Origin of the sequence: Corynebacterium sp. MSK035, assembly GCF_030232615.1 — a bacterium.
Classification (GTDB): Bacteria; Actinomycetota; Actinomycetes; order Mycobacteriales; family Mycobacteriaceae; genus Corynebacterium; species Corynebacterium jeikeium_D.
Window position 1 is genome coordinate 63094 of record NZ_JASPJP010000004.1, and the last position, 14210, is coordinate 77303.

Annotated in this window: 12 protein-coding genes; all 12 read left to right on the top strand. The window is 59.4% G+C overall.

Features of this window, described 5'->3' with window-relative positions:
• Positions 1–84 precede the first annotated feature (84 nt).
• The 12 genes from QP978_RS04025 (at position 85) to QP978_RS04080 (ending at position 14183) form a co-directional block, all read left to right on the top strand.
• On the top strand, positions 85–1611 hold the full coding sequence (locus QP978_RS04025; protein WP_284856864.1) for a UDP-N-acetylmuramoyl-tripeptide--D-alanyl-D-alanine ligase: 1527 nt from the start codon (positions 85–87) through the stop codon (positions 1609–1611).
• Positions 1612–2718, top strand: a complete 1107-nt coding sequence (gene mraY, locus QP978_RS04030; RefSeq protein ID WP_016423002.1) for a phospho-N-acetylmuramoyl-pentapeptide-transferase — start codon at positions 1612–1614, stop codon at positions 2716–2718.
• Complete coding sequence (gene murD, locus QP978_RS04035) at positions 2715–4193, top strand: UDP-N-acetylmuramoyl-L-alanine--D-glutamate ligase (protein ID WP_284856865.1); 1479 nt, start codon at positions 2715–2717, stop codon at positions 4191–4193. Before mraY ends, murD begins: the two co-directional genes overlap by 4 nt.
• Positions 4186–5994, top strand: a complete 1809-nt coding sequence (gene ftsW / locus QP978_RS04040) for a putative lipid II flippase FtsW (protein WP_049190464.1) — start codon at positions 4186–4188, stop codon at positions 5992–5994. The genes murD and ftsW overlap by 8 nt, the downstream gene beginning before the upstream one ends.
• A 4-nt stretch (positions 5995–5998) precedes the next feature.
• Positions 5999–7171, top strand: a complete 1173-nt coding sequence (gene murG, locus QP978_RS04045; RefSeq protein ID WP_070605641.1) for an undecaprenyldiphospho-muramoylpentapeptide beta-N-acetylglucosaminyltransferase — start codon at positions 5999–6001, stop codon at positions 7169–7171.
• Positions 7172–7184: 13 nt separating this feature from the next.
• Positions 7185–8678, top strand: a complete 1494-nt coding sequence (gene murC, locus QP978_RS04050) for a UDP-N-acetylmuramate--L-alanine ligase (RefSeq protein WP_284856866.1) — start codon at positions 7185–7187, stop codon at positions 8676–8678.
• Positions 8679–8682: 4 nt separating this feature from the next.
• Positions 8683–9459, top strand: a complete 777-nt coding sequence (locus QP978_RS04055) for a cell division protein FtsQ/DivIB (RefSeq protein ID WP_284856867.1) — start codon at positions 8683–8685, stop codon at positions 9457–9459.
• Between the two features lie 268 nt (positions 9460–9727).
• Positions 9728–11035 (top strand): cell division protein FtsZ, encoded by a 1308-nt coding sequence (gene ftsZ, locus QP978_RS04060; RefSeq protein WP_284856868.1) that lies wholly within the window; start codon positions 9728–9730, stop codon positions 11033–11035.
• A 6-nt stretch (positions 11036–11041) separates the two neighbouring features.
• Positions 11042–11764: a peptidoglycan editing factor PgeF gene (gene pgeF / locus QP978_RS04065; protein ID WP_049190457.1), complete on the top strand. Its 723-nt coding sequence runs from the start codon at positions 11042–11044 to the stop codon at positions 11762–11764.
• A gap of 122 nt (positions 11765–11886) precedes the next feature.
• The gene (gene sepF / locus QP978_RS04070) at positions 11887–12408 is read left to right on the top strand and encodes a cell division protein SepF (RefSeq protein WP_048731168.1); all 522 of its coding nucleotides are present in this window, start codon (positions 11887–11889) and stop codon (positions 12406–12408) included.
• A 63-nt stretch (positions 12409–12471) separates the two neighbouring features.
• A complete protein-coding gene (locus tag QP978_RS04075; RefSeq protein WP_048731166.1) occupies positions 12472–12771 on the top strand; it encodes a YggT family protein in 300 nt (99 codons plus the stop codon).
• A gap of 398 nt (positions 12772–13169) precedes the next feature.
• The gene (locus QP978_RS04080; RefSeq protein WP_049170271.1) at positions 13170–14183 is read left to right on the top strand and encodes a DivIVA domain-containing protein; all 1014 of its coding nucleotides are present in this window, start codon (positions 13170–13172) and stop codon (positions 14181–14183) included.
• The last annotated feature ends 27 nt before the right edge of the window (positions 14184–14210 follow it).

The window sequence follows — 14210 nt, forward strand, 5'->3', positions numbered from 1 at the left end:
AACCATTCGCGGTAGGCGAATAAAATCAAGAAATCATCCTTTACTAGGCGCCTGGAACTCTAACCAACAAGGACTATAGACATCATGATTGCCCTGACCGCCGCGGAAATCGCTCACATCGTGGGAGGTGAACTCGCCCACGTCAATGATGACGCCACAGTGACTCAGCCCGCAGAATTCGACTCCCGAAAGATTCGCGAAGGCTCGCTCTTCCTCGCCCTGCCGGGCGCGCGTGTCGACGGCCACGACTTCATCGATCAGGCTGTAGCAGCTGGAGCGCCGATGGCACTGGCGGCACGAGATGTTGGGCAACCTGCGGTCGTCGTCAAGCCTCTTGGTAAGCAGGACTCCAATGCCGACGCATTTGCACACGATCCGGATGGTTCCGGGGCGGCGGTGCTGGAAGCGCTTGGTAAGTTGGCGCGTTACGTCGTCGACGAGCTGAAGAAGGATCAGCTGCATGTCGTCGGTGTGACGGGTTCGGCGGGAAAGACGTCGACGAAGGACATGATGGCGACGCTGCTGCGTACCGACGGTCCGACGGTGGCGCCGAAGGGGTCGTTTAATAACGAAATTGGGCATCCGTACACGGTGCTGCAGTGCACTCCGGAGACGAAGTACCTAGTTGCGGAGATGAGTGCGCGCGGAATTGGGCATGTGGCCCACCTTGCGCGCATCGCACCACCGACGATCGGTGCGGTGCTCAATGTTGGTACGGCGCACCTTGGTGAGTTTGGCTCGCGCGAGGCAATCGCGCAGGCTAAGGGCGAGCTCGTGGAAGCGCTGCCGGCTGCGGAGCAGGGCGGTGTGGCCGTACTCAATGCCGACGATGACTATGTCACTGGCATGGCTCCACGTACCCAGGCGAAGGTGGTGTTCTTCTCTGCCGATGAGAACTCCGAACGCCACGCAACCGCGGATTACCGCGCCACGAATGTGCAGCTCGATGATTTTGCTCGTGCATCTTTTGACCTGCATGTACCGGATGGGCGTACATTCCCGATCCAACTGCAGGTCTATGGTGCGCACCAAGTGGCCAATGCCCTGGCGGCGATTGCGGTGGCAGTGGAGTCCGGTATTGATGCTGAGCAGGTCACAAAGGCGATGGCCGCGCATGTGGCAGCGTCAGAGCGGCGCATGGATGTCCAGCAGCTCACTGGCAATATCGTCGTAATTAACGACTCCTATAATGCCAACCCTGATTCGATGCGTGCGGGGATTGACGCTCTGGCACGTACAGCAGCTAGCCCAACGCACCAGGACGCCTCATCGTGGGCCGTGCTGGGACAGATGGGTGAGCTTGGTGATTCCGCTGAAGATGAGCACTCGTCGCTTGGCGAGTACCTTGTGGGCCGCGGCATCGATCGACTAATTGCAGTCGGAGAGAGTTCTAATGTGCATGCCCTGGCCGACAAAGCGGAAGAGTTGGGGTTAAATACTTCTAGGGTGCCGGATACATCCACTGCCGCGGATTTGGTGGCGGCCGAGGTGCGTCCGGACGATGTGGTGTTAGTCAAGGCCTCCTATGCGGACGGTATGTGGCGGGTCGCGGACTCGCTGGCTGCCAAGGTTGGGACTACGCCCGAAGGTGAAAGCGGAGAGGAAAAGTAAGTGATTCAACTTATTCTCAGTGGTGCGATTGCATTCCTGGTGAGTGTCTTTTTAACACCAGTGCTTATTCGCAAATTCTCTGCTGAAGGTCTTGGCCAGGAGATTCGTGAAGAAGGGCCGAAGAGCCACCTGCGCAAGCGGGGAACTCCGACTATGGGCGGCATCGCCATCATCGCCGCAATCGTCGCTGGCTATTTCCTCTCACACCTCGTTACGTATATCCAGACTGGCGTGGGGCCGTCCGCCTCCGGTCTGTTGGTGATGTTCCTTGTTCTGGCGATGGGCGCATTGGGTTTTGCCGATGACTTCATCAAACTCTACAAAGGACGCAACCTGGGGCTGAACAAGACAGCGAAGCTGGTTGGGCAGCTGGCGGCAGCACTGATTTTCGGCGTGCTGCTGCTGCAGTTCCCGGATGCGTCTGGCTTGACTCCCGGTTCGACGAGCTTGTCGCTGATTCGAGATATTCCGTTCCTGAATCTGGCACCGGGGCCTGTGTGGTTCGGCATGATTGTCTTCCTGGTATTTGTCTTCATCGTCATTGCCGCATGGACGAATGCCGTCAATCTCACTGATGGCCTTGACGGCCTGGCCGCTGGCGCCACCGCGCTGCTACTGGCCACCTACACGCTGATTTCCTTCTGGCAGTTCCGTAACTCTTGCGAGGCTTCGCTGGGCAGCGGTTGCTACAACGTCCGCGATCCGCTGGATATCGCCGTTATTTCCGTCGCGGGTCTGGGCGCCTGTTTGGGCTTCCTGTGGTGGAATGCAGCGCCGGCAAAGATCTTCATGGGAGATACCGGTTCGCTGGCTCTTGGCGGTTTGGTAGCGGGTCTGTCATTTGTCACCAAGACTGAGCTGCTGATGGTTATCATTGGCTTCATCTTCGTGATGGAAGTTGCTTCCGTGGCAATCCAGATCGCGGTTTTCCAGACGACTGGCAAGCGCGTATTCCGCATGGCTCCTCTCCATCACCACTTCGAAAACGGAGGTTGGGCGGAGACAACTGTTGTCGTTCGCTTCTGGCTACTCGCAGGCATTTTCAACATGATTGGCGCAGCCATCTTCTACAGTGACTGGCTCTCTCAGGTAGGCGTATTTCAATGATTAACTCACCAGACCCGACCAACCTCACCGATATCCGAAATCTCGACTTAGTCGCTACGGTGCGCTCTGGTCGAGTTCTGGTGGCAGGAGCCGGAGTTTCCGGTCGCGGTGCCATTGCGATGCTCAAGGACATCGGCTGTCCGGAAGTTGTCGTCGTGGACGACTCCGCGCTCGGCGCACTGGTTGCCGCTGACTTTTCGGTTCGGCATGTCACAACCGCAGACGCTCGCGACGAGCTTGCCGACGCGGTTGCGATCGTGACCTCCCCGGGGTGGCGTCCGACCAGTCCGCTGTTCGGCGCCGCCGCTGAGGCCGGTGTCCCGGTATTCGGCGATGTGGCGTTGGCTTTCGCCGGCGACTGTGCCCAGCTGTGGGGTCCGAAACGGACCTGGCTGGTAGTCACCGGCACTAACGGCAAGACCACAACCACCTCCATGCTGGCCGCCATGCTCGGGGAGCAGGGCGCAGCTGTGGGCAACATTGGTGTGGCTCTGTACGACGCACTGACTGCTGAGCCTCGTATCGAGGTGTTGGCCGCAGAGCTGTCCAGCTTCCAGCTGCACTGGGCTCCAAACATTCGCCCAGATGCGGGAGTACTGCTGAACCTGGCGGAAGACCACATCGACTGGCACGGTTCTTACGAAAACTACGGTCTGGACAAGACCCGTGCGCTGCGCGGTACTGTCGCAATCTACGGTGCGGATGACGCAGATGTCGTCGAGCACGTGGAAAAGATGCTGAAAAACGACGAGCTCGGCAACTCCGTCGTGGGCTTTACCGATGGTCCCCCGGAGGCACACCAGGTCGGAGTTCGCGACGGCATGATTGTCGACCGTGCTTTTGGCGGCGGCGATGCCGCAGCTGACGACTCTGGTCCGGGCATTGTCATCGCACCGGTAGCGGGAATTTCTCCTCCCGGCCGGGCAGGTGTTCTCGACGCGGTGGCCGCCACTGCGATGGCGCGCAGTATCGGTACCTCACCGGAGCAAATTGCAGCGGAATTGGAGACTTTCGAAGTTCGCGCACACCGCGGTCAGATTGTCCATAAGGCAAATGATGTCGTGTGGATTGATGACTCCAAGGCCACCAACCCCCACGCTGCCGACGCTGCACTGTCCGGTCATGAGCGTGTCGTTTGGATCGTCGGTGGTCAGCTCAAGGGCGCGGAAATCTCGCCGCTAGTGGCGAAGCATGCTCATCGCCTGCAGGCCGCCGTGGTTCTGGGCGTCGATAGGCAACTAGTCAGCGATGCGCTCTCCCGCATCGCACCTGCTGTGCCGGTCGTTGTCATTGATGACACTGACAAGGTCGATGCCATGGCAAAGGTCTGTATGGCAGCTAGTGAATATGCCAACCCTGGGGATGTGGTGCTGTTGGCACCAGCTGCCGCCAGCTTGGACATGTACTCCGGAATGGCTGAACGTGGCGACTTGTTCGCGCAATGGGCGCAGAAGGTGACGTCAACTGATGGATAACTCCCGCAAGGCTCGTAATTTAAGCGCTAGTGCCGCGACGGCACAAAAGGGGACGAAGGCTACCAGTTCACAGCGGCCCTCGTCGTCTAGCTCTAGTGCTCGAGAGCGGCCGGCGTGGGTGGAGCGTTTTAACGACTGGAAGTCGCGTCCGCTGTTCGACTACCACCTGCTGATGATTATCGTCGCGCTGCTGACGTCAATCGGACTGGTGATGGTGCTGTCGGCATCCATGGCCAGCGCGGGTAATGACTCGGGCAGCGTGTGGTCGGTGTTCATCCGTCAGCTGGTCATGGTGGTGGCGGGTCTTATCTCCATGTGGATTGTGCTGCGAATGCGGGTGGAATTGATTCGCTCGCTATCGACAGCAGCGCTGATTTTGTCCTTTGTGCTGCTGGTTTTGGTGATTATCCCTGGTATCGGCATCGGCCTGGAGGAAACCGGTGCGCGTTCGTGGCTGAGTATTGGTGGTATCACCATGCAGCCATCAGAAATCGCGAAGATCGCGCTGGCACTGTGGGGTTCGAAGCTGCTGGCTGAAAAGGTCCGCACTGCTGTGTCCTATACCGATTTGTTCGGGCTGTTCGGTGCGGTCAGCTTCGTGGTATTGGCACTGGTGATGCTGCAGCGTGACCTCGGCATGGTTGCTTCCATGGCGTTCGTCGTGGTGGCGTTGGCGTGGTTTGCTGGCCTGCCGCGAGTATTCATCACCGGGCTGCTTGCCGCTGCGGCTTTCGCCCTGGTGATTTTTACCGTCACCGCGGGTTTCCGTTCGGCGCGAATCAGGGTCTACTTGGACTCGCTGCTCGGTAACTTCAACGATGTGCAGGGAGATGCCTACCAGTCCTACCAGGGCTTTCTTTCGCTTGCCGACGGATCTCTCACCGGTGTCGGTCTCGGTCAGTCGAGCGCGAAGTGGGGATACCTACCGGAGGCGAAGAATGACTTCATTTTCGCCATTATCGGTGAGGAGACTGGTTTTCTCGGCGCGCTGATGGTTATTTTGCTCTACGCAGCGCTCGGCTGGGTGGGACTTCGTATCGCCGGTCGTCAGAACGATCCGTTTCTCCGTCTGCTCGCGGGCACGATTACTGCTGCAACCGTGGTGCAGGCTTTCATCAACATCGGCTACGTCGTTGGTGCGTTGCCAGTGACTGGTCTGCAGCTGCCGCTGATTTCCGCTGGTGGTACATCGGCGATGGTGACGTTGTTCTCGATGGGTCTGCTGGCCACATGTGCCCGCCACGAATCGGAGGCAGTCTCTGCAATGCAGACTTCGGGACGTCCGGGGCTGGACAGGTTCCTGGGTATTCCGGAACCAATCCCGTATGACGAATCGCGTCGCCACGCGCCGAAGGTGCGTGCCCATCGCGATCCGCAACGCTTTGGTCCGCCCGTGGTGACCAGTGGAGCGCGTACTCCACGTGGCGAGGGGGCGCAGGTGCGGGAAACCTACAGTGGCCGAGCTGACCGACCCAACCGGGCCGGCCGTAGTGGAGGCAGCCGCAGTGGCCGAGGTGCCACCCCGCAGCGTGGCTTCCGAGCGTCCGGAAGCTCCGGAAACTCGGGCAGTGTTCGTGGCCGCGAAGTGGATTATTCCCCTCGTAGTGACGACGGACGGACGCGGGGTTTTACAGCGAGGTCGCCGCGGACTGGACGGTCACAGGGCTCCTGGTCGTCGTCAAGCTCAGGCCGGGGCAGTAGGATTCGGGGCGAAGGTCGTGGCGGACAGTCGCGTTCGCGCCAGCGCCCGGGCCGAAACAATAGGAACGGCGGTTCAGCACCGCGGAGGAGGAATCGATAACACCATGGCAGACAAGAATCTGGGCGCAGCCGCTGGGGCGAAAGGCGCTTCGGAGTCTGAGCAGTTTCTTAAGGAAGATGGCTCTGCTCCGACCATTGTGGTGGCCGGCGGTGGTACGGCTGGCCATATCGAACCCGCATTGGCTGTGGCGGATGCGATTTTGAACCTGCAGCCGGAAGCCCGCGTCATTGCACTCGGTACGAATCGGGGGTTGGAGTCAACCCTCGTACCGGCGCGAGGCTATGACCTGGAGCTGATTCCGCCAGTGCCGGTGCCGCGCAAGCCGACTGCGGATTTGTTCAAGCTGCCTCTCAACGTCGCTCGTGCAGTGCGTGAGACCCGCAAGGTTTTCAAGCGCATTGACGCTGATGCGGTCATCGGCTTTGGTGGCTACGTATCGGCACCGGCCTACATGGCGTGCCGTGCGGGGAAGAAGATTCCGTTCCTGGTTCACGAGGCCAACGCCCGTGCGGGTCTGGCCAATAAGCTCGGTGTCGCACTCGGGGGCGTCGGCTTGGCCGCCGTGACTGGCTCTGGTCTGAAGGCCGAGGTCGTTGGCAATCCCGTGCGTGCCAGCCTCGCGGCGCTGGATCGCGACGCCAAGCGTGCCGAGGCCCGCGAGTTCTTCGGTTTACCGCAGGAGGGACCGGTGCTCTTTGTCACCGGTGGTTCGCAGGGGGCACGTTCCATCAACGAAGCTGTTACCGGTGCAGCCGCAGAGCTCGCCAACGCCGGTGTATCTGTACTGCATGCCTACGGCAAGAAGAATCACGTCGAGGTCGAGGCTATCCGCGAGGACGCCCCCTATGTCGCTGTGCCGTACATCGACCGGATGGATCTGGCATACTCCGCCGCCGACCTGATTTTGTGCCGTTCCGGTGCGATGACGGTGGCTGAAGTCTCAGCTGTCGGCTTGCCTGCGGTGTACGTTCCGCTGCCACACGGAAATGGGGAACAGGCGCTCAACGCCACCGATGTCATCGATGCTGGTGGCGGTATTCTCATCGCCGACGAGTCGCTGACTGCGGCATCAGTTTCGGATATCGTGATTCCGCTGGTCACGTCCCCAGAAAAGCTTGCCGACGGGCGCCGCGCCCTGGCCAACATTGGACATGGTAACGCTGCGGAGAACATCGCCCGTCGGGTGCTGTCTGCGGCTGTGAACTCTAAGAAGTAAAGCGAGCATAAACATGAACGTTAATTTCGATGACTTTCAGCCGGTAACGGGAGAGCTGCCCGCAAGTGTCCACATGATTGGCATTGGCGGTGCCGGTATGTCCGGTATCGCTCGCATCCTGTTGGCGCGTGGCATTCGTGTTACCGGTTCCGATGTCAAGGAGTCCCGCGCGGTGGTGGGACTACGTGCGATGGGAGCCACCATCGCCATTGGGCATGACCGTGCGAATCTCGAGCTTGCTGGCGAGGGAGAGCTGCCGGACGCAGTGGTCATTTCCTTCGCTGCTATCCCGAAGACGAATCCGGAGCTGGCCGGTGCACATGAGCTGGACATTCCGGTGCTCAAACGCTCCGATGTGTTAGCGCTGTTGATGCAGGACCCCAAGGCTCTCCTGATCGCCGGTACTCACGGCAAAACCTCGACTACATCGATGACCGTCGCCGCTTTGCAGGCAGCTGGTTTGGATCCGTCTTTTGCCGTTGGCGGTCTGATGAGCAAGGCCGGTGTCAATGCTCACCAGGGCAGTGGCGATGTCTTTGTTGCTGAGGCCGATGAGTCGGATGCCTCGTTGTTGACCTACCAGCCGGAAGTGGCCGTAATTACCAACATCGAGCCCGATCACCTTGACTTTTTCGGTGACGACGAGACCTACTACGCCGTCTTTGACGCTTTTGCAGAGCGCATTAAGGATGGCGGTCATCTGGTCATCTGTGCTGAGGATCCGCATGCGGCCGCATTGGGCGAGCGCGCGGTGGAGCGCGGCATTAACGTGCTGGCTTATGGTGGGGAAGAAGCCTTGGCTCAACACCCGACGCTGCCGGTCGGTGCCGTTTTGCACGGCTGGACTCCGGTCGGTGGTGGTGCCCGCGTGGAGGCCACTGTTGGCTCGACATCGGTGAGGTTTGAACTTCATCAGCCCGGCCGTCACATGGCGCTCAACGCGCTGGCTGCAATGGTCGGTGGCGACTGCGTCGGGGCAGATTTGGGGCGTATGGCGCGCGGTCTCGGTGAATTCACCGGTGTCCGTCGCCGCTTTGACTACCACGGCAGTATCGGCGAGGGGCCATTTGTTGGCGCTCGTATCTACGACGACTACGCGCATCACCCGACCGAGGTCTCCGCAGTTCTCGGCGCAGCTCGGGAGTTGGTCACCGAGGCCGGTCGTGGCAAGGTCATCGCTGTGTTCCAGCCTCACTTGTACTCGCGTACTCGCAACTTTGCCGACGAGTTCGCTGCCGCCCTGTCTCTGGCGGACAAGGCCGTATTGCTCGATGTCTTCGGCGCCCGCGAGGAGCCACTGCCGGGCGTCGACGGCGCGCTCATTGCCAACAAAATGACCATCCCTGTGACGTATGAGCCGCATTTCACCAGCGTCCCGGCTCGCGTTCGCGAAATCGCCGAACCGCACGACGTCATCCTGACCATCGGCGCTGGCTCTGTGACGATGCTTGCCGACGAAATCGTGCGCGAGCTCAGCGGAGACAACGACGAACAGGTGGAGTCGTAGCACTGTGAAAACCAGCCGAAAGCAATCTCAGCAGACCGACGGTGCAGGCCGGGGCGCAACAGCGTCGCGGCGTCGGCGTTCAGCGCGCGCCCCGCGACGCGGCTGGCTCGTCGGCGGTGGCCTGGTCGCGATTATCGCCATCGTTGCAACGGTGGTGTGGTTTTCGCCGTGGCTGGTTGTGAAAAACATCGATGTTGAGGGCGTCGTCCACGGGGATAAAGACGCGATTGTCGAGGCCAGTGGTATCTCCGAGAATCAAAAGCTCATTCGCTTGGACACGGATGCCTCAGCGCGCTCCGTGGCGGGGCAGCCGTGGGTCGATAGCGTGACTGTCAGTCGTTCGTGGCCGCAGGGCGTGACTATTTCGGTACGAGAATTCACCCCGGTGGTGTTTGTCCGTGCCACTGACGGAGAGCATCTGTTTTCCGCAAATGGTCAGGAGTTCGTCACGGCAGCCCCGCCGGCGGGTGTCATCGAGGTTGTTGATGCACCTCGTGTGGATGAGCCAACAGACGGCAAAGTTGACCCCGAACCGCGCGTTATCAAGGCGGTTTTGAACGTCGTCAAGGCGTTGCCAGAGCCCGTTGCACACCGTGTGGAGCGGATTAGCGCTCCTTCCGAGGCAGAGATCAAGCTATTTCTGACCGATGGATACGAGGTGTACTTCGGGTCCTCGGATAATGCGGCAGAAAAGGCACGCGCGACGGAGATTGTGCTGAACCGTGGCGAGAAGATTTGGAATGTCTCCAACCCCCGACTACCCGCTGCTAAGGGAGAGTAGAGAATGGTGGTGTCTGGAGTGATTTCTGTGGCTAAACACTATCCCTCAAGTGCAGGTTTAAGGTAGCGACACGCGCTAAAAGGTCGCTGAATTATTTGCAGTTTTCGACCACAATGGGGTCAACAGCTTTTCGGCCATGATGCACTTCTTCCGTGCGGTGTCATGGAGAGCTGTACTGCCCGGCGGTGCCAATGCTGTCGTGCGGCCCATGTGCAACGTGGCTAGATGAAATTATTTAGGACCTATAGGAAAGGGCGAGAAACGCGCAATGACCTCCCCGAATAACTACCTCGCCGTTATCAAAGTCGTCGGTGTCGGCGGCGGTGGCGTCAATGCTGTCAACCGCATGATCGAGGAGGGGCTGAAGGGTGTCGAATTTATCGCAGTCAACACCGACTCGCAGGCCCTGATGTTCTCCGACGCTGATGTCAAGCTCGACATTGGGCGTGAGGCAACTCGTGGTCTGGGAGCTGGCGCTAACCCCGAGGTTGGCCGCACTTCCGCGGAAGACCACAAGGACGAGATTGAAGAGACCCTCAAGGGCGCCGACATGGTCTTCGTTACCGCAGGTGAGGGCGGTGGAACCGGTACCGGTGCAGCTCCGGTTGTCGCGAGCATCGCCAAGAAGTCCGGTGCCCTGACCGTCGGCGTGGTAACCAAGCCGTTCGACTTCGAGGGCAAGCGCCGTGCGCGCCAGGCCGCTGAGGGCATTGAAACCCTCAAGGAGGTCTGTGACACCCTTATCACCATTCCGAACCAGCGTCTGCTGCAGATTGGTGAGCAGGATCTGTCCATGATGGACGCGTTCCGCTTTGCCGACGAGATTCTTTACAACGGTGTCCAGGGTATTACTGACCTGATTACCATTCCGGGCATGATTAACGTCGACTTCGCCGACGTCCGCTCGGTAATGGCTGAGGCTGGCTCGGCTCTGATGGGCGTTGGCTCCGCACGCGGCGACGACCGTGTGATGAATGCCGCGACTCAGGCCATTAACTCCCCGTTGCTGGAGTCCACCATGGATGGTGCACAGGGTGTGCTTATTTCCGTCGCCGGTGGCTCCGATCTCGGCCTGATGGAGGTCAACGCCGCCGCGTCCATCGTGGAGGAAAAGGCTGATTCGGATGCCAACATCATCTTCGGTACCATTATCGACGACAACCTCGGTGACGAAGTTCGCGTCACTGTGATTGCTACCGGTTTTGAGCAGGGTAACGGCAACCCGCTGGACAAGCCAGCTGCAGGTGCCGCTGCACGTCCGGCTGCACAGGATGCCGAGGCGCGTCCGGCCGCTGAGCAGGCACCGCGACAGGGCAGCGCACTGCCGGGCGGTGACAACCTCGGCGCTCCGGCCCCGCGTGTGGAGGAAGAGCGCCCGGTCGCACAGCCGCGCGAGCGTGAGGATCGCGACCGCTTTGTCCCGCGCACCAACCCGAACAGCGGTGGTCTGTTCACCGATAACCCGACACCGCGTACGCAGGAAAACCGCAACTACCGTGGTGCTCACCGCGATGACCGCGACGACCGTCGTGGCGGCTACCAGGCTTCCAGTGACCTGCCGGAGTGGGGCTTCTAAGAAATCATGACTGAATCCCGCCGCAGCCGAAAAATTCTGACGAATCGGCGCGGCGGGTTTTCGCTGCCACCATATGATTCCTTCAATCTTGGAGATCATGTCGGCGATGACCCGTCCGCAGTCGAACGCAACCGCCAGCGCTTGGCCGATTCTCTGGGAATCGACCGTGCCCGCTTCGTCTACATGGAGCAGCTTCACACCAACACGGTCACCGTCGTCAACGAACCACAAACTGAGCCTGTCTCGGCTACCGACGCCATCGTCACGACCACGCCGGGTCTCGCGCTGGTAGTGCTCGTTGCCGATTGCGTTCCCGTCTTGCTTTCCGACGATTATGCGGGTGTCGCCGCTGCGGTACACGCAGGGCGGACCGGTGCCCGCAACGGAATCGTTCGTAAATCTGTCGAGAAGATGATTGAGCTCGGTGCCACGCCCGAGAATATCCATGCGCTTCTCGGTGCGGCGGCTTCTGGCCACAATTACGAGGTGCCTGAGTCGATGGCCGATGACGTCGATAAGCATTTGCCCGGAGCGAAGATGCGAACGAAGCAGGGGACTGCCGGTGTCGACGTGCGCGCCGGCCTGATGCGTCAGCTCTATGACCTCGGTGTACGGCATGTCAATGTCGAGCCCAGCTGCACTATTGACAATGAGCAGTACTTTTCCTACCGGCGGGAGGGGAAGACTGGCCGTCAGGCGGGCATCGTAATCCTGCCTGAGCAGGGCTAAGTTTCAAAGTTGTAATTTTGGCGCGCCAAATTTGCGCGTGTCTATGCGATATTGCCAACCCAGCCGGTAGGTTGTGGGTAGCACAGACTTAAATTCGCACACTAAGAAGGACGTAGCAGAAGATGGCTGATTTCTTCCGTGGGGTTTCAAATTTTTTCGGTCTTACCCCGACTGATGACGCGGCTTACGACGAGCACTACGACGAGTTTGACCGCCGTGACGAGGAGCGTTTTGATGACTCCTATGCCGACTCGCGTCGTGCGGAGCGCCACCGCTACGAGCTGCGCGAAGAGGCTCCACGTGAGACTGCAAGTGTGAACTCCCGCGAGGAGGACTACCGCTACGGCAACCTGCACTCCGTTGCTGAGACCAAGGAACCGGAGCAGGTCTTCATCAAGCCGGAAAGTGGTTTCCAGGACAAGTACTCCAAGGCTCCGGACATCGGTTCGCACTTCCGCGACGGTGACATTGTCACCTTCGATCTGAGTGAGCTTGACCCATCTGAGGCTAAGCGCTACGTCGACTTCGTTGCTGGACTGGTTTTCGGTCTGCGCGGTCGAATCAAGGCTGACGGCTCCGTGTTCACCCTGTACCCGCATGGCTGCGATGTCAACGAGGGCCAGTTCGACCGGATGTCCGGCTAGTCAGCCGGCTCGCATGGCTTGTTAGTGTTTCGTATTTCGATTAATTAGCTAGACTGTTTATTCGTGTCTTCACTACTGCTAGTTCTGCTAATCCTGCTGAAGCTTTTCACCTATCTGCTGTTGGCTCGCATTGTGATTGAAATGATTCAGTCATTTTCTCGCTCTTGGCGACCAGGCAGGGTGTTTTCGTCGATTGGCGAAGTTGTTTTTGTCATTACCGACCCGCCGGTGAAGCTGTTGCGCCGACTCATCCCGCCTATGCCGATGGGCAACGTGATGGTGGACATGTCTGTGCTTGTTTTGTTCTTCATCCTTATGATTCTGCGAATGGTGCTGCAGGTAGCTCTCGGCGCGGTGGCGTAAATATCGCTAACTGTTTGCTTGGGATCCACAATGTGGATTTCGGTGGAGCTGTGTTGTTTTGACTGTCCCGAATGCGATGTTCTCGGGCATTGAATTGCCGCCGGGGGTGTTAATCGGGGGCAACAATAGGAACCCGTTGGGGAATGTAATCCCCAATGGGTTTTTATTGTGTCGGGGGTAAAGTTCTGTGGCTAAAGGTGCAGGGTAAGGGCGAGGTTTAACGTTTTACTAGAACTTTGCCATTGGTTAGAACGTGGGGGATAGAGTCCTGCCCAAAATAAATGGGGTGAGGACTGTGACTAGAGCAGGTAGGATTGGCCGGGTAAACAGTACTACTGGAAATAATTCTCTTAAGATTTCTTAAGAACTGTCCGCTCAAAGTGTTAGGGGAACTCACCATGCCGTTGACTCCGGCTGATGTGCATAATGTGGCTTTCAGCAAGCCTCCGATTGGCAAGCGTGGTTACAACGAGGACGAGGTCGATCAGTTCCTCGACCTCGTAGAGGACGCACTGGGTGAGCTCCAGGATGAAAACGCTGAGCTGCGCCAGCGGGTTGAGGACCTTGAGGGTCAGCTAGAGCAGGGTGGCGGCGCAGACTACGCTGCTTCCGGTGCTGCCGCTGCGGCGCCGGCTGTCGATGAGGACAAGCTGCGCAAGGAAATTGAGCAGGAGCTGCGCGCTGAGTACAACGAGCGCCTGAGCGCTCAGCAGCAGGAGATTGAGGCTCACTACCAGGATCGTCTGGATGCTCTTGAGAAGCGTGCTTCTGAGGCAGAGGCTTCTGCACAGCAGGCTTCCTCCGCAGCTGCGGAGCAGCCGCAGGCAGTTGCAGCAAGCACCGGCACCGAGTCGCAGGAAGTTAGCCTCCGCGCTGCTCGTATCCTGCAGGCTGCTCAGGACACCGCTGATCGCGTCACCACTGACGCCGACGCTGAGGCCAACAAGCTTGTCACCGAGGCTCGTGAAAACGCTGACCGCACCGTGGCAGAGGCCAATGAAGAGGCCGAGCGCACTATCACCAACGCTCGCAATGAGGCAGAAGCAACTTTGGCTGATGCCAAGAAGCGCAGTGAGCAGCTGTTGGCTGATGCCCGTAACGAGTCTGAGTCGACCCTCACTGACGCTCGCCAGCGCAGCGAGCAGATGATCAGCGACGCAGACGCTCGCTCTAACGCCACCATCACCGCAGCGCAGCAGAAGGCAACCGCGCTGCAGGACGATGCAGAGCGCAAGCACCACGAGATCATGACCACCGTCAAGGAGCAGCAGACCGCTCTGGAGGGGCGCATCGAGGAGCTGCACATCTTCGAGCGCGAGTACCGCACTCGCCTGAAGACCTTCCTGGAGTCCCAGCTCGACGACCTGAACTCTCGCGAGTCGGCTGCCCCGGCCGACGGCTACAACAACTAATTACGTAGCCAACACGTAGAAAACCAC